Here is a 16,765-nt window from a genome sequence, read left to right as displayed (position 1 = left end):
TACTGCAGGGGGGACCCTGTGGGAGAGTAGGACGCCGCCGAACAATTATTGTGGGAATGCCCCGCACCTTTTGGTGCGGGGCATTTCTGCGTTCCGGGCCCCCTTGCAGGCGCCGGGCCATCGGGGGGTCCAGGAGTCTGTGTATGCAGGCCGCAGCCCCCTCCGGATGGTCTTGCGCACGTCTGATCATCGGGTATGCTCTATCTCGTTGCTCGCCCCAATAGCTCAGTCGGTAGAGCGTCTCCATGGTAAGGAGAAGGTCTACGGTTCGATTCCGTATTGGGGCTCAGCTAAAAGAAAGGCCCCCGCCATTCGGCGGGGGCCTTTCTGCTGGGTCGTCTCGTGGCTTCTAGCCGGCGTGCGGCTCCGGGACGCGCATCGCGAGAATGGCCATGTCGTCCGAGGCCGGCTCGGCGGCGAAGCGTTCCACCGCGCGCAGGACGCGTGCGGCGACCGCGCCCGCCGTGAGGCCCGTACACGTCGTGAGGACGTCGGTGAGGCCGTCGTCGCCCAGCATGCGCGTTCCTTCCCTGCGTTCCGTGACGCCGTCGGTGACACAGAGGAGGACGTCTCCCGGGTCCAGGGTGACCACCTGCTCGTACAGTTCCAGGTCCTCCATGACGCCGAGCAGCGGCTGCGGTTCCGCCGCCGGTTCGACCGTGCCGTCCTGGCGCAGGCGAAGCGGCAGGGGGTGGCCGGCGCAGACCACCTTGAGGATCGCGCTGCCGTCCTCCTGCGGCCACAGCTCGCCGTAGAGCAGCGTCAGGAAGCGGCTGCGGGCGCCCTCGTCGAGGATCGCCGCGTTCAGCCGCTCCAGCACCGCGGGACCGCTGAAGCCCTCGCGGGCCAGCAGACGCAGGGCGTGGCGGGCCAGGCCGGTCACGGCCGCAGCTTCCGGGCCCGTACCGCAGACGTCGCCGATGGCGAAGCCGTAGGCACCGTCCCGGATGGGGAACAGGTCGTAGAAGTCGCCCCCGACCTCGTTGCCCTCGCCCGCCGCACGGTAGATGACCTCCACCTCGACGCCGGGGATCTGCGGAAGGCCCGGCGGCAGCAGGCTGCGCTGGAGGGCCTGGCTGATCGCCGTACGCTCCGAGTAGAGGCGGGCGTTGTCGAGTGCCAGGGCCGCCCGGCGGGAGAGGTCCTCGGCCAGTTCCAGGATCTCCTGGCGGAAATGGTCGTCCGAGGGCTTGCCCAGCGTCAGCATGCCGATGACCCGGTTGCGGGCCACGAGAGGCAGCACGACGGTCTCGCCGCCCACGGCCGCCGCCGTCGCCAGCGTCGTACCGATCCCCAGGGAGAGCGGCGGGCTGTTTCTGCCCATGTCGCGCATGGACGTGCGCAGCGCCGCCAGGTGGGCCGCCTCCGCCGGCGCGGCCCAGATGCGGGCGCCCGGGGTGGGCACCGGGTCCGGTGGGGCGACCTTGGAGAGAAGGGCCTTGAGACCGTCGATACGGTCCTCGTCCTCGTGGAGCACGTACGAGAGGTACGGGTCGGACGCCTGGTCGGCGATCGTGTAGACGGCGCACCAGGTGGCGAGCGTGGGAACGGTCATCTGGGCCATCAGCGCCAGCGTCTGGTCCCGGTCCAGGGTGCCCGCCAGCAGGTCCGAGGCCTCGACGAGGAAGGAGAGCGAGCCGCGTCGCAAGCCCTCCAGCTCGCCCAGCCGGGCCGATTCGACGGCCAGCGCGATCCGGTCGGCGGCGAACTGGAGGCGCAGGGCCTCCTCGTTGCTGTAGCGGCCCGCGGCCTCCGCGGCGACGCCCAGAGAGCCGGTGAGCCGGCCCTCGACCTTGAGCGGGACGGTGACCACGGAACGCATCCCCGTGCCGTTGAGGAGCGGGACGGCGCCGGGGACCGCGGCGAGGTCCTCGTGGACGGCCGGCATCCGCGCCGAGCCGAAGCGCCCCGCGCCGGCCTCCACCGGGACGCGGGCGAAGCGCTGGCGGGCGGAGGGGAGGCCGGTGGAGGCCCGTACCTCCAGCTCCGTCTCGTCGTCCGTGGCGAGCAGGAGGAAGGCCGAGTCGCCGTCGAGCATGTCGCGGGCGCGCTCCACCGTGCGCTGGAGGAGCCCGTCGAGATCGTCGGGTGCGGGGGAGCCGATGAACACCTCGAAGGGGTCCACGATGCGGTTCTCGGCTCCCGCGTCGGACGACGGGGCGCGCAGCGGCGTCTGGATCACGGCGCGTTCGTGGTCGCGTACGAGAAGGCAGACCGTGGAGGGCTCGCCATGGGTGTCGCGGACGCGGAGGTGGGAGGCGTAGACGGGGACGACGCGGCCGTCGGCGGCCCGGATGCCGTAACTGCCCTCCCAGCGTGAGAGCTGGAGCGCTTCGACGATGCCGGTGCCGATGCCCGGTGTGTGGGGCCAGGCGGCGATGTCCGTGAGAGGTTTCCCGACGACCTGTTCGTCCGCGTATCCGAAGATGCGCTCGGCGTCCTCGTTCCAGTTGGTGACGGCGCCCGTGCGGTCGATCTGGATAACGGCGACCCGCACCCGTTCGTCGGCGACGGGGAGCAGGTCGGTGGGCAGCACGGGGCCCGCCGAGCGGGTGCCCACCGGGCGCTGCGGCAGTTCGAGCTGGAACCACACCTGTTTGAAGGTGGGTGAGTACTCGACTCCCCAGCGTGACGCGAGGGCGGCGCAGAGGAGCAGTCCCCTGCCGTTCTCCTGTTCCGCGTTGGCGAAGGAGCGCGAGCTGCCCTGGATGGGGACCTCGCGTTCGGGATAGTGGTCGGCGACCTCCACGCGGACGCCCTGCTCCGTACGGAGGCAGAGGACATCGGCGGACGTGCCGGCGTGGATGACGGCGTTGGTGACCAGCTCGCTGGTGAGAACGACCGCGTCGTCCACGACATCCGAGAAACCCCACCCCTGGAGCGTGTCGCGGACAAAGGCACGGGCGGTCGCGACGGACCGCCCTACCGGATCGAAGGTGGCAGCCGCACGCGCGGTGATCACAGCACTCCCCATTGGTGTTTCGTCTCTCCCCAGAGTCCTGTGCCCGTTTCTTGTCGCTTCGATTCGCTTGCCAGGCTAGACGGTCGTCCTGTGCCACGTGTGACGGAGTCCCGACTCGGTGAAGCTGCTATGGTCCGGCGGCCACATGTGCCCCGTCGGTACGGGGCGGTGGCGGAAGCCGTCCGGTGAGGTTCGTGGTCGTGAGGACTTTCGAGGGACCTTGCGGGCGGCAGTGCGGCAAGGGCGGTCCTGTCCTTGTAGGCTTCAACGATTTGACGGTCGCGCCGTAACGCCCCAAGGGTTGGTCGCGGCGGTGAGCCGCAGTGAAACACTGGGCAGGCTTTCTGGGACAGCTCGGGCAGTACGGTCAACCCCTGCGGGAGGGACACGGTGGAGTCTGGCACGGCGGCGCGTGGCACGAGCACGCGCGCGAAAGGCGGACGGACCCGCGGCAACGCGACCATCGAGGTGGACGCGGCGGAGCTGAACAGACTGCTGACGGCCTTGGTGTCGATGCGGGACGGCAACTTCCGCAAACGCCTGACGGTCTCCGGTGACGATGTGATGGCGGAGATCGCCGCCGTCTTCAACGAGGTCGCCGACCGTAACATCCATCTCACCGGGGAGCTGGCCCGCGTACGCCGCATGGTCGGACGCGAGGGGAAGCTCACGGAGCGGCTGGAGACCGGTGCCTGCGAGGGCTCCTGGGCCGCCGCGATCGACGCGTCGAACGCGCTGGTGGACGATCTGGCCCGGCCGGTCTCCGAGGTGGGCCGGGTGCTCTCCGCGGTCGCCGAGGGCGACCTGGAGCAGCGCATGGATCTGCGCTCCCACTCCGTGGAGGGCGGGGAGCGTCCGCTGCGCGGTGAGTTCCTGAAGGTGGCCCGTACCGTCAACAACCTGGTCGACCAGCTCTCGGCGTTCACCGACGAAGTGACGCGGGTAGCGCTGGAGGTCGGGACCGAGGGCAAGCTCGGCGGTCAGGCCAAGGTGCGCGGGATGTCGGGTTCCTGGAAGGACCTGACGGACTCCGTCAACACGATGGCGTACCGGCTGACCGCCCAGGTACGGGACATCGCGCTGGTCACCACGGCGGTCGCCAAGGGTGATCTGTCGCGCAAGGTGACGGTCCACGTGGCCGGCGAGATGCTTCAGCTCAAGAACACCGTCAACACGATGGTGGACCAGCTCTCGTCGTTCTCCTCCGAGGTCACCCGGGTCGCCCGGGAGGTCGGTACGGAGGGGGAGCTGGGCGGTCAGGCAACCGTGCCCGGGGTGGCCGGGGTGTGGAAGGACCTCACCGATTCGGTGAACACGATGGCCGGGAACCTGACCAACCAGGTGCGGGGCATCGCCGAGGTCACCACCGCCGTCGCCAGCGGGGACCTGTCCCAGAAGGTCACGGTGAGCGCGCGCGGCGAGGTGGCCCAGCTCGCCGAGACGATCAACCAGATGACCGAGACGCTCCGTACCTTCGCGGACGAGGTGACCCGGGTGGCGAGCGAGATCGGCGCCGAGGGGCTGCTGGGCGGCCAGGCGCAGGTGCCGGGCGCGGCGGGTACGTGGAAGGACCTGACGGACTCGGTCAACACGGTCTTCCGCAACCTGACCACCCAGGTGAGGGACATCGCGCAGGTGACGACGGCGGTCGCCAACGGCGATCTGTCCCAGAAGGTCACCGTGGATGTCGCGGGCGAGATGCTGGAGTTGAAGAACACCGTCAACACGATGGTGGGGCAGTTGAACTCGTTCGGCTCCGAGGTGACGCGGGTGGCCCGCGAGGTCGGGGTCGAGGGCCGGCTCGGTGGCCAGGCGCAGGTGCCGGGTGCCGCGGGTACGTGGAAGGACCTCACGGACTCCGTCAACACGGCGTTCCGTAACCTCACCGGTCAGGTGAGGGACATCGCGCAGGTGACGACGGCGGTCGCCAACGGGGACCTGACCCAGAAGGTCACGGTCGACGTGGCCGGCGAGATGCTGGAGTTGAAGAACACCGTCAACACGATGGTGGCGCAGCTTTCTTCGTTCGCTGATCAGGTCACGGTCATGGCCCGCGACGTGGGTACGGAAGGCCGTCTCGGTGGCCAGGCGCGGGTGGACGGCGTCAGTGGTACGTGGAAGGAGCTGACCGACTCCGTCAACTCCATGGCCGGAAACCTGACCGACCAGGTGCGGCAGATCGCCCAGGTGACGACGGCGGTGGCGCGTGGTGACCTGTCCCAGAAGATCGATGTGGACGCCCGGGGCGAGATCCTGGAGCTGAAGAACACGATCAACACGATGGTCGACCAACTCTCCGCCTTCGCCGACCAGGTGACCAGGGTCGCGCGTGAGGTGGGCACCGAGGGCCGGCTGGGCGGTCAGGCGCAGGTGCCCGGTGTGGCCGGGGTCTGGCGGGACCTGACGGACTCCGTGAACGGTATGGCGGGGAACCTGACGGCGCAGGTCCGCAACATCGCGGGCGTCGCCACGGCGGTGGCCCGCGGTGACTTGTCGCAGAAGATCGATGTGGACGCCCGGGGCGAGATCCTGGAGCTGAAGAACACCCTCAACACGATGGTGGACCAGCTCTCCAACTTCGCCGAGCAGGTGACGCGGGTGGCCCGCGAGGTGGGTACGGAAGGGATCCTGGGCGGTCAGGCCGAGGTCCAGGGCGTGTCCGGTACGTGGAAGGACCTCACCCAGTCCGTCAACTTCATGGCGAACAACCTCACTTCCCAGGTGCGCAACATCGCGGAGGTGACCACCGCGGTAGCCAAGGGCGATCTGTCGAAGAAGATCACCGTCGATGCCCGGGGCGAGATCCTCGACCTGGTGACGACGGTCAACACGATGGTCGACCAGTTGCTGAACTTCGCCGACGAGGTGACCCGTGTCGCCCGTGAGGTGGGCACGGAGGGCATCCTCGGCGGTCAGGCCCGGGTCCGTGGCGTCACCGGGATCTGGAAGGACCTCAGCGACAACGTCAACACCATGGCCAACAACCTGACCAGTCAGGTGCGGGGTATCTCGCGGGTCTCGTCGGCGGTCGCCAACGGCGATCTGACGAAGAAGGTGACGGTGGAGGCGCGCGGTGAGGTCGCGGAGCTGGCCGATACCGTCAACACGATGGTGACCACGCTGTCGTCCTTCGCCGACGAGGTGACGCGTGTGGCGCGTGAGGTGGGCACCGAGGGCGAACTGGGCGGTCAGGCCCGGGTTCCCGGGGTCTCCGGCACGTGGAAGGACCTCACCGAGTCGGTGAACTCGATGGCGTCGAACCTGACGGGGCAGGTGCGTCAGATCGCCACGGTCACCACCGCCATCGCGAAGGGTGATCTCACCAAGAAGATCGACATCGACGCGCGCGGTGAGATCCAGGAGCTCAAGAACACCATCAACACCATGGTCGACCAGCTCTCCTCCTTCGCGCAGGAGGTGACCCGGGTGGCCCGTGAGGTGGGTACGGACGGTCAGCTCGGCGGTCAGGCGCGGGTCCGGGACGTCGACGGCACCTGGCGTGACCTGACGGAGTCGGTCAACGAGATGGCCGGCAACCTGACCCGCCAGGTGCGCGCGATCGCCGCCGTGGCGACCGCGGTGACCCGCGGCGATCTGAACCTCAAGATCGATGTGGACGCCGCCGGTGAGATCCAGGCCCTCCAGGACAACATCAATACGATGATCGCCAATCTGCGGGACACCACCCTCGCCAACGAGGAGCAGGACTGGCTCAAGGGCAACCTCGCCCGGATCTCAGGGCTGATGCAGGGCCGCCGTGATCTCGACGACGTGGCGTCGCTCATCATGAGCGAGCTGACCCCGGTCGTCTCGGCGCAGCACGGCGCGTTCTTCCTGGCGATGCAGACGGGTACGGTGCCGCAGCTCGGCACGGACGTGGGGCGCGACGGTTCGTACGAGCTGTGCATGCGCGGCAGTTACGGCTACTCGGCGGGCTCCATGCCCACCGCGTTCCGTCCCGGCGAGACCCTGATCGGGACGGCGGCGGAGGAGAAGCGGACCATCCAGGTCAATGTGCCGCCGGGGTATCTGAAGATCTCGTCCGGGCTCGGGGAGGCGTCCCCGGCGCATGTGATCGTGCTGCCGGTGCTCTTCGAGGGGAAGGTGCTCGGGGTGATCGAGCTGGCGTCGTTCCAGCCGTTCACGCAGATCCAGCGGGACTTCCTCAACCAGATCGCCGAGATGATCGCGACCAGCGTCAACACGATCAGTGTGAACTCGAAGACCGAGGTGCTGCTGAAGCAGTCGCAGGAGCTGACCGAGCAGCTCAGGGAGCGCTCGGCGGAGCTGGAGAACCGGCAGAAGGCCCTTCAGGAGTCCAACGCGGAGCTGGAGGACAAGGCCGAGCTGCTGGCGCAGCAGAACCGCGACATCGAGGTGAAGAACACCGAGATCGAGGAGGCGCGGCAGGTGCTGGAGGAGCGGGCCGAACAGCTCGCCGTCTCCATGCGCTACAAGTCGGAGTTCCTGGCGAACATGTCGCACGAGCTGCGTACGCCGCTGAACTCGCTGCTGATCCTCGCCAAGCTGCTGGCGGACAACGCGGAGTCGAACCTTTCGCCGAAGCAGGTGGAGTTCGCCGAGACGATCCACGGGGCGGGCTCCGACCTGCTCCAGCTCATCAACGACATCCTGGACCTGTCGAAGGTCGAGGCGGGCAAGATGGACGTGAGTCCGACCCGTATCGCGTTGGTGCAGCTCGTCGACTACGTGGAGGCGACGTTCCGTCCGCTGACCGCGGAGAAGGGGCTCGACTTCTCCGTACGGGTGTCGCCGGAGCTGCCGGCGACCCTGCACACCGATGAGCAGCGGCTGCTGCAGGTGTTGCGCAATCTGCTGTCGAACGCGGTGAAGTTCACCGACGGCGGGGCCGTGGAGCTGGTGATCCGGCCGGCGGGCTCCGATGTGCCGGACGCCATCAGGGAGCAGTTGCTGGAGGCGGGTTCGCTGCGCGAGGTGGACGGCGACCTGATCGCCTTCTCGGTGACGGACACGGGGATCGGGATCGCGTCGAGCAAGATGCGAGTGATCTTCGAGGCGTTCAAGCAGGCGGACGGTACGACGAGCAGGAAGTACGGCGGTACGGGGCTGGGGCTCTCCATCAGCCGGGAGATCGCGCGGCTGCTGGGCGGTGAGATCCACGCGGCGAGCGAGCCGGGCCGTGGCTCGACCTTCACGCTGTACCTGCCACTCCATCCGAGCGAGCTGCCTCCTCAGGGCTATCCGCAGCTCACCCCGGCGGGCATGCAGCAACTGCCGCCCCTGGCGAACGACGGTACGGGGGAGTCGCCGGGGCAGGCGCGGCCGGAGGCCTCGACGCCGGCCGAGGCGCCCGGTCCCGCGGCGCTCTTCCGGCGCCGCAGGAAGAACGCGGGAGCGGCGGAGGGCGGTTCGGCGCGGCCCGGGGGAACGGCGGGCGTGACGGGCGGGTCCTCAGGAGCTTCTGGAGGGGCGCCTGGGGGACCGGGCGGGCCCGGCGGGTCCGGTGGAGTCCCCTCGGGGCAGCGGGAGTTCTGGGGGGCGGGTGCGGCCCGCACGGGCCGTCAGGAGCCCTCGGAGGCCGCCGCGGAGAGCCGTACGTTCTCCTTCTCCGGGGAGAAGGTGCTCATCGTCGACGACGACATCCGCAACGTCTTCGCCCTGACGAGCGTGCTGGAGCAGCACGGTCTGTCGGTGCTGTACGCGGAGAACGGCCGCGAGGGCATCGAGGTGCTGGAGCAGCACGACGATGTGACGGTCGTTCTGATGGACATCATGATGCCGGAGATGGACGGGTACGCGACGACGACGGCGATCCGCAGGATGCCGCAGTTCGCCGGTCTGCCCATCATCGCCCTCACGGCGAAGGCCATGAAGGGCGACCGGGAGAAGGCCATCGACTCCGGAGCTTCCGACTATGTCACCAAGCCGGTCGATCCCGATCACTTGCTGTCCGTGATGGAGCAGTGGATGCGCGAGGAGTGAGCGAGCGGCGAGCGAATCGGTACGTTGTGCCGACGGGCTGTGTCCGGGGGCGTGTGAGCCGCTGGTATTCGGGGAACCTTCTGGTCTTCCGCCGCGTTTCTGCTTCGAGCGCAGTGACATCACGGTGACAGGGTGTGGCGACGGGCGGGGTGCGGCTACCATGACCGGCACAAGGACGGACGGCGTAAGGGAGTCGTCCCCTCGGACGGCGCCCGGTGCAACTCCGGGGCCGGTGGACAGGGGACGCCCCATGCCGGGGCGAGGAGGGCGGGCGGCCATGGTGCAGAAGGCCAAGATCCTCCTGGTCGATGACCGGCCGGAGAATCTGCTGGCGTTGGAGGCCATTCTCTCCGCGCTCGATCAGACGCTGGTGCGGGCATCGTCAGGGGAGGAAGCGCTCAAAGCGCTGTTGACGGACGACTTCGCGGTCATTCTGCTGGATGTCCAGATGCCGGGGATGGACGGTTTCGAGACCGCCGCCCACATCAAACGGCGCGAGCGGACGCGGGACATCCCCATCATCTTTCTCACGGCCATCAACCATGGCCCGCACCACACCTTCCGCGGCTACGCGGCGGGCGCGGTGGACTACATCTCGAAGCCGTTCGACCCCTGGGTGCTCCGTGCCAAGGTCTCCGTCTTCGTCGAGCTGTACATGAAGAACTGCCAGCTCAAGGAGCAGGCGGAACTGCTCAGACTCCAGCTTGCCGGGGCGGGCGAGGCGCGGGAGCCCGCCGGACTGCTGGCCGAACTCTCCGCACGGCTCGCGGCAGTTGAGGAGCAGGCCGAAGCACTCTCGAAGCAGCTCGACGACGACGCCGCCGACGCCTCCGCCGTGGCGACCGCCGCGCACCTGGAGCGCAAACTCACCGGACTCCGGCGGGCGCTCGACGCGCTGGAGCCGGGCACGGGGAGCGGTTCCGCCTCGCTGCCGTCGCAGAACTGACGCGCCGGCCGCTGAAGCCGGTCCATTTTCCTGTGGAGTTGCCGGCGACACGAACGGGTGAAGCGGAAGGCACACGTGTCCCCGGCCGTTCACACCGGTAACCTCACCACCATGGCCTCACGTACGTCCGGCAAGGGTTCCCAGGGCACGGCGGGCGCCGCGAAGCCGCGGGCCGGCCGTACGACCGGTCCCGCGAAAGCGGCACCCGCCAAGAAGACAGCTGCGAAGAAGACCGCCCCCGCGAAGAAGGCACCGGCCAAGAAGGCGGCGGCCAGGCCGGCGCCCAAGCCCGCCCCGAACCCCACCGGGGGCGTGTTCTGGGTCGTCCGCACCGTCTGGCTCGGCGCCGCGCACGGCGTCGGCGCGATGCTCCGCGGCATAGGACGCGGCGCGAAGGGGCTCGACCCCGCCCACCGCAAGGACGGCGTGGCCCTGCTCCTGCTCGGCCTGGCACTGGTCGTCGCGGCGGGCACCTGGTCCAGTCTCCACGGCCCCGTCGGCGACCTGGTCGAGATGCTGATCACCGGAGCCTTCGGCCGGCTCGACCTCCTCGTACCGATACTGCTCGGGGCCATCGCCGTACGGCTGATCCTCTATCCCGAGAAGCCCGAGGCCAACGGCCGGATCGTGATCGGGCTCTCCGCCCTCGTCCTCGGCGTGCTCGGACTCGTTCACATCGCCTGCGGCTCCCCCGCGCGCAGCGACGGCACGGAGGCGATGCACGACGCGGGCGGCCTGATCGGCTGGGCCTCCGCCACCCCGCTGATCTTCACCACCGGCGAGGTCCTGGCCGTTCCGTTGCTCCTGCTGGTCACCGTCTTCGGACTGCTGGTGGTCACCGCCACCCCCGTCAACGCGATCCCGCGGCGGCTGCGGCTGCTCGGGATCAGGCTGGGCATCGTCGAACCGGACGACGAGGCGGAGCCCTTCGACCGCGAGTACGACGCGTACCCCGGCGACGACGAGCGGTACGACGAGCAGTGGCGCGAGGCGCTGCCCTCCGGCCGGCGGCGCTCCGCCGGGCGCCGGGGCCCGGCCGGGGAGTACGACCCCGACCAGGCCGAGGCGGAGGCGCTCTCCAAGCGGCGCAGGCCGCGCCGGCCCTCCGTACAGCCGGCGGCGGACCGGCGGATGGACGCCGTGGACGTGGCCGCAGCAGCGGCCGCGGCGCTGGACGGCGCGGTGCTCAACGGGATGCCGCCCTCGCCGATCGTCGCGGACCTCACCCAGGGCGTCTCCGTGGACCGCAAGCGGCGCCCCGGGGAGCGTACGGACGAACCCGCGGCCCGCCCCGGGGAGCGGACGGACGGCGCGGAGGAGAGCCCCGTGTCCGTACCACCGGCGCGCGAGGCCGGGAGGCGCACGCCGGGTGTGGCAACCGTCGCCGATCTGACCAAGCCCGCGCCCGAGCTGGACAGGCCGCTCCCGCCGCGCGCCGAGCAGCTTCAGCTCCGCGGAGACATCACGTACGCGCTGCCCTCGCTGGACCTGCTGGAGCGCGGCGGCCCCGGCAAGACGCGCAGCGCCGCCAACGACGCCGTCGTCGCCTCGCTCACCAATGTCTTCCAGGAGTTCAAGGTCGACGCGGCCGTCACCGGCTTCACCCGGGGCCCGACGGTCACCCGGTACGAGGTGGAGCTGGGCCCCGCCGTGAAGGTCGAGCGGATCACCGCGCTCACCAAGAACATCGCGTACGCCGTGGCCAGCCCCGATGTACGGATCATCTCGCCGATCCCCGGCAAGTCCGCCGTCGGTATCGAGATCCCGAACACCGACCGCGAGATGGTCAACCTCGGCGACGTCCTGCGTCTCGCGGCCGCCGCCGAGGACGACCACCCGATGCTCGTCGCGCTCGGCAAGGACGTCGAGGGCGGCTACGAGATGGCCAACCTCGCGAAGATGCCGCACCTCCTTGTCGCGGGCGCCACCGGCTCGGGCAAGTCGTCCTGCATCAACTGCCTGATCACCTCGGTGATGGTACGGGCGACCCCGGAGGACGTCCGGATGGTCCTCGTCGACCCCAAGCGGGTCGAGCTGACCGCGTACGAGGGCATCCCGCACCTGATCACCCCGATCATCACCAACCCCAAGCGGGCCGCCGAGGCGCTCCAGTGGGTCGTGCGCGAGATGGACCTGCGCTACGACGACCTCGCCGCCTTCGGCTTCCGGCACATCGACGACTTCAACAAGGCGGTGCGCGAGGGAACGGTCAAGGCGCCGGAAGGCAGCGAGCGCGAGCTGTCGCCGTATCCGTATCTGCTGGTCATCGTGGACGAGCTGGCCGACCTGATGATGGTCGCGCCCCGGGACGTCGAGGACGCCATCGTCCGGATCACCCAGCTCGCCCGGGCCGCCGGCATCCACCTCGTGCTCGCCACCCAGCGGCCCTCGGTCGACGTCGTCACCGGGCTGATCAAGGCGAACGTGCCTTCGCGGCTCGCCTTCGCCACCTCCTCGCTGGCGGACAGCCGGGTCATCCTCGACCAGCCGGGCGCCGAGAAGCTGATCGGCAAGGGCGACGGTCTCTTCCTCCCGATGGGGGCGAACAAGCCGACCCGTATGCAGGGCGCCTTCGTCACCGAGGAGGAGATCCAGGCCGTCGTCCGGCACTGCAAGGACCAGATGGCCCCCGTCTTCCGGGACGACGTCGTGGTCGGGACGCAGAAGAAGAAGGACATAGACGAGGACATCGGTGACGACCTCGACCTGCTCTGCCAGGCGGTCGAACTGGTCGTGTCCACCCAGTTCGGCTCGACCTCGATGCTCCAGCGCAAGCTGCGCGTCGGCTTCGCCAAGGCCGGCCGGCTGATGGACCTGATGGAGTCGCGGAACATCGTCGGGCCGAGCGAGGGCTCCAAGGCCCGCGACGTCCTGGTCAAGGCGGACGAAGTGGACGGGGTCCTCGCGATCATCCGCGGCGAGTCGGCTCCGTAGACCCACGCGGGGCGCCTCGTTCCCGTACGACGAGCTGACCGGTTGGTCCGGACGCGCCGGAAGTCACCCGGACGCGCCCGTACGCACCGGGATTTCAATCTGATTTCGAGGGAAGCCGTAGGGCAACCGTTTCCCTTGCGCGTACGTCAAGTTGGAGAGGGGAAAGGCATGATGTTCCTCTCGCACGCCATCCGGCCCTTCCGATGGCGTACAAAGTGCATCCGCCCGGTTGCCCCACCCTTTCGTACCACCCCTAGACTGAGTGTCCAGCAGGTGGCTACACGCTCGAAAGGCGCCCCCGTGTCCATCGGCAACTCTTCCGACGGCAAGTCCCCCGACGCCAACGCCCCCGAGGACCGCGCCCCCGATCCCGGTGCTCCCGACGGCAACTCCCCTGAGGAACAACGGCCTTCGATCGGCCGGACGCTCCAGCAGGCCCGTATCGCCGCGCACCGCACGGTCGAGGAGCTGAGCGGCTCCACCCGGGTGCGCGTGCCCATCGTGCACGCGATCGAGGAGGACGACTTCTCGCGCTGCGGCGGCGACGTGTACGCCCGAGGTCATATCCGTATGCTCGCGCGGGCGGTCGGACTGGACCCCGAACCCCTCGTCGAGCAGTTCGACGCCGAGCGGGGCGGACGGCCCGCACCCACGCCCGCGGCGCCGATGTTCGAGGCGGAGCGGATCCGTCCGGAGCGACGCCGCCCCAACTGGACCGCCGCCATGGTCGCCGCGATCGTCGCGGTGGTCGGATTCGTCGGCTTCACGGCGCTCGACGGCACCGGCAAGAACGCGAAGAGCGACGAGGTCGCCGAGGGCCCGACGTCCGGCACCAAGCCCAGCCCCAGCAAGAAGACCACCCCCAAGCCGGAATCGTCCGAGAGCGCCATCGCCGCCGCGCCCCGGGACAAGGTGACGGTGAAGCTGTCGGCCATGGACGACAAGAGCTGGATCTCCGCCAAGGCGCACAACGGCAAACTGCTTTTCGACGGAATCCTTCTCAAGGGTGATTCCAAGACCTTCCAGGATGACGAGCAGATCGACCTGATCCTCGGCAACGCCGGTGCCATCGAGCTCTTCGTGAACGGTAAGAAGGTCGCGGACGAGTTCGAACCCGGCCAGGTCGAGCGGCTCTCGTACACGCAGGGTGACCCCGAGGTCGGCTGACCAACCCTGCACGGTAAGGGCGGGGCCGGGACAAAGTAGTCTTGAGCCCATGCCCGAACGCCGTACCGTCGCCCTTGTCACTCTTGGCTGCGCCCGTAACGAGGTGGACTCGGAGGAGCTCGCAGGCCGCTTGGCAGCGGATGGCTGGGAGCTCGTCCAGGACGCCTCGGGGGCGGATGTCGCCGTCGTCAACACCTGTGGATTCGTCGAGGCCGCAAAGAAGGACTCCGTCGACGCCCTGCTGGAAGCCAATGACCTGAAGGACCAGGGCAGAACCCAGGCCGTCGTCGCCGTCGGCTGCATGGCCGAGCGGTACGGCAAGGAACTCGCCGAGGCCCTGCCCGAGGCGGACGGAGTCCTCGGCTTCGACGACTACGCCGACATCTCGGACCGCCTCCAGACCATCCTCAACGGCGGCATCCACGCCTCCCACACCCCCCGCGACCGCCGCAAGCTGCTGCCGCTCAGCCCCGTCGAGCGGCAGGGTGCCGACGTCGCGCTCCCCGGCCACGCACAGGGCCAGGACGAGGTCGCGCCGGCCCCCGAGGACCTGCCCGAGGGGATCGCGCCGGCCTCCGGGCCGCGGGCGCCCCTGCGCAGGCGCCTCGACACCAGCCCCGTCGCCTCCGTCAAGCTCGCCTCCGGCTGCGACCGCCGCTGCTCCTTCTGCGCCATCCCGTCGTTCCGCGGCTCCTTCATCTCGCGCCGCCCCTCCGACGTGCTCGGCGAGACACGCTGGCTGGCCGAGCAGGGCGTCAAGGAGGTCATGCTGGTCTCCGAGAACAACACCTCGTACGGCAAGGACCTCGGCGACATCCGGCTGCTGGAGACCCTGCTGCCGGAGCTGGCGGCCGTCGACGGCATCGAGCGGGTACGGGTCAGCTACCTCCAGCCCGCCGAGATGCGGCCCGGGCTGATCGACGTCCTCACCTCGACGCCCAAGGTCGCCCCGTACTTCGACCTGTCCTTCCAGCACTCCGCCCCCGACGTACTGCGCGCGATGCGGCGCTTCGGGGACACCGACCGCTTCCTGGAGCTGCTGGAGACCATCCGGGGCAAGGCGCCGCAGGCCGGGGTGCGCTCCAACTTCATCGTGGGCTTCCCCGGGGAGAGCGAGGCGGACTTCGCCGAGCTGGAACGCTTCCTCACCGGCGCGCGCCTCGACGCCATCGGGGTCTTCGGCTACTCGGACGAGGACGGCACCGAGGCCGCCGGCTACGGCGACAAGCTGGACGCGGACGTCGTCGCCGAGCGGTTGGCGCACCTCTCCCGGCTGGCCGAGGAGCTGACCGCCCAGCGGGCCGAGGAGCGGCTCGGAGAGAGCCTTCAGGTCCTCGTCGAATCGGTCGATCCCTCGGACGACGCCGACGAGCCGGCCGTCGGCCGCGCGGCCCACCAGGCACCGGAGACGGACGGCCAGGTGATCTTCACCTCGCGCGAGGGGCTGCGCCCCGGCCGTATGGTCGAGGCGAAGGTGGTCGGGACCGAAGGCGTGGACCTGGTCGCCGAGTGCTACGAGCTCCCGGGGGACGGCCCCCGGATCCCGGGTGAGGAGGCGGCCAGATGACCGGAGTCCCGGCGTCCGCGGCGGGCGGTACCGGCGCGAAGCCGGCGCCCGGCGCCAAGCTGGCGGCGGTGGTGGTCAATCAGGCCAGTCTGTGGAACATCGCCAACATCCTCACCATGGTGCGGCTGGTCCTCGTGCCCTGCTTCGTGTATCTGCTGCTCCAGGAAGGCGGCTACGACCCCGTCTGGCGCGCCTGGGCGTGGGCCGCCTTCGCCGTCGCGATGATCACGGACATCTTCGACGGCCACCTGGCCCGTACGTACAACCTGGTCACCGACTTCGGCAAGATCGCCGACCCGATCGCGGACAAGGCGATCATGGGCGCGGCGCTGCTCTGTCTCTCCGCGCTCGGGGACCTGCCCTGGTGGGTGACGGGCGTCATCCTCTTCCGCGAGCTGGGGATCACGCTGATGCGGTTCTGGGTGATCAGACACGGGGTGATCCCGGCCAGCCGCGGGGGCAAGCTGAAGACGCTCACGCAGGGGGTCGCCGTGGGGATGTACGTCCTCGCACTGACCGGGCCGCTGGCCACGCTGCGGTTCTGGGTGATGGCGGCGGCGGTCGTCCTGACGGTGCTCACGGGGCTCGACTACGTGCGCCAGGCGGTCGTCCTGCGACGCCAGGGGTTGGCGGCGGAGCGTGCCGAGGAGGAGTCCGCTCGGTGAGCGAAACGGCGACCGGGGCGGGGGCCCGTGCCGCGCGGGTGCTGGAGCTGCTGGCCGGCCGGGGCGGGACGCTGGCGGTGGCGGAGTCCCTGACCGGCGGTCTGGTGGCCGCGGAGCTGACCGCTGTCCCCGGGGCCTCCCGGGCCTTCCGCGGGGCCGTGACGGCCTATGCGACGGATCTCAAGCGGGACGTCCTGGGCGTGGACGGGGCCCTGCTCGGCGAACGGGGCGCCGTGGACCCCGAGGTCGCACGGCAGATGGCGGCCGGGGTGCGGCGGGCGCTGGGCGCCGACTGGGGCGTCGCCACCACCGGGGTGGCGGGCCCCGATCCGCAGGACGGGCAGCCGGTCGGCACGGTGTACGTGGCGGTGGCGGGACCGGAAGGCGCGGGGAAAGTGGCCGCGCTGCGGTTGAACGGCGACCGGGCGGACATCCGTAAGGAGAGTGTACGGAGCGCACTGGGACTGCTCCTCGGCGAACTCTCCGGGAACGGGCGGACACAGGATACGGAAGAGAACGGGGGGATTTGATGTTTACAGCCCTGAGTGAACACGACATCG

At 69.7% G+C, this 16,765-nt stretch carries 8 protein-coding genes and 1 tRNA gene; 8 read left to right on the top strand and 1 reads right to left on the bottom strand.

Annotated elements, in window-relative coordinates; all coding sequences use genetic code 11:
- The first annotated feature begins 214 nt into the window (after window positions 1–214).
- Window positions 215–287, top strand: a tRNA-Thr gene (locus ACIQ7D_RS34625).
- A gap of 62 nt (window positions 288–349) precedes the next feature.
- Here ACIQ7D_RS34625 and ACIQ7D_RS34620 read toward each other — a convergent pair.
- Window positions 350–2,974: a SpoIIE family protein phosphatase gene (locus ACIQ7D_RS34620; protein ID WP_403944713.1), complete on the bottom strand. Its 2,625-nt coding sequence runs from the start codon at window positions 2,972–2,974 to the stop codon at window positions 350–352.
- Window positions 2,975–3,352: 378 nt separating this feature from the next.
- Here ACIQ7D_RS34620 and ACIQ7D_RS34615 point away from each other — a divergent pair, with 378 nt between their 5' ends.
- The 7 genes from ACIQ7D_RS34615 (at window position 3,353) to ACIQ7D_RS34585 (ending at window position 16,735) form a co-directional block, all read left to right on the top strand.
- A complete protein-coding gene (locus tag ACIQ7D_RS34615; RefSeq protein ID WP_403944711.1) occupies window positions 3,353–8,926 on the top strand; it encodes a HAMP domain-containing protein in 5,574 nt (1,857 codons plus the stop codon).
- Between the two features lie 277 nt (window positions 8,927–9,203).
- Window positions 9,204–9,872 (top strand): response regulator, encoded by a 669-nt coding sequence (locus ACIQ7D_RS34610; RefSeq protein ID WP_329822575.1) that lies wholly within the window; start codon window positions 9,204–9,206, stop codon window positions 9,870–9,872.
- 111 nt (window positions 9,873–9,983) lie between these two features.
- Window positions 9,984–12,806 carry a DNA translocase FtsK gene (locus ACIQ7D_RS34605; RefSeq protein WP_403944708.1) on the top strand — a complete coding sequence of 941 codons (2,823 nt, stop codon included), beginning with the start codon at window positions 9,984–9,986 and terminating at the stop codon, window positions 12,804–12,806.
- A gap of 414 nt (window positions 12,807–13,220) precedes the next feature.
- Window positions 13,221–13,973 (top strand): helix-turn-helix domain-containing protein, encoded by a 753-nt coding sequence (locus tag ACIQ7D_RS34600; RefSeq protein ID WP_403944721.1) that lies wholly within the window; start codon window positions 13,221–13,223, stop codon window positions 13,971–13,973.
- A gap of 49 nt (window positions 13,974–14,022) precedes the next feature.
- Window positions 14,023–15,540: a 30S ribosomal protein S12 methylthiotransferase RimO gene (gene rimO, locus ACIQ7D_RS34595; protein WP_403944707.1), complete on the top strand. Its 1,518-nt coding sequence runs from the start codon at window positions 14,023–14,025 to the stop codon at window positions 15,538–15,540.
- Window positions 15,537–16,205, top strand: a complete 669-nt coding sequence (pgsA, locus tag ACIQ7D_RS34590; RefSeq protein ID WP_403944705.1) for a CDP-diacylglycerol--glycerol-3-phosphate 3-phosphatidyltransferase — start codon at window positions 15,537–15,539, stop codon at window positions 16,203–16,205. Before rimO ends, pgsA begins: the two co-directional genes overlap by 4 nt.
- Window positions 16,202–16,735, top strand: a complete 534-nt coding sequence (locus tag ACIQ7D_RS34585; RefSeq protein WP_403944702.1) for a CinA family protein — start codon at window positions 16,202–16,204, stop codon at window positions 16,733–16,735. The genes pgsA and ACIQ7D_RS34585 overlap by 4 nt, the downstream gene beginning before the upstream one ends.
- The last annotated feature ends 30 nt before the right edge of the window (window positions 16,736–16,765 follow it).

It is taken from the genome of Streptomyces sp. NPDC096310 (assembly GCF_044763125.1).
Lineage (GTDB): Bacteria > Actinomycetota > Actinomycetes > Streptomycetales > Streptomycetaceae > Streptomyces.
The sequence above is the reverse complement of the archived record's forward strand: the minus strand, read 5'-3'. Positions and strand labels throughout refer to the sequence as shown.

What these genes read in the sequence shown, in the direction of transcription:
- ACIQ7D_RS34620 (WP_403944713.1), bottom strand. Translation starts at nt 2,974, where the DNA reads ATGGGGAGTGCTGTGATCACCGCGCGTGCGGCTGCCACCTTCGATCCG.
- ACIQ7D_RS34610 (WP_329822575.1), top strand. Translation starts at nt 9,204, where the DNA reads ATGGTGCAGAAGGCCAAGATCCTCCTGGTCGATGACCGGCCGGAGAAT.
- ACIQ7D_RS34605 (WP_403944708.1), top strand. Translation starts at nt 9,984, where the DNA reads ATGGCCTCACGTACGTCCGGCAAGGGTTCCCAGGGCACGGCGGGCGCC.
- rimO (WP_403944707.1), top strand. Translation starts at nt 14,023, where the DNA reads ATGCCCGAACGCCGTACCGTCGCCCTTGTCACTCTTGGCTGCGCCCGT.
- pgsA (WP_403944705.1), top strand. Translation starts at nt 15,537, where the DNA reads ATGACCGGAGTCCCGGCGTCCGCGGCGGGCGGTACCGGCGCGAAGCCG.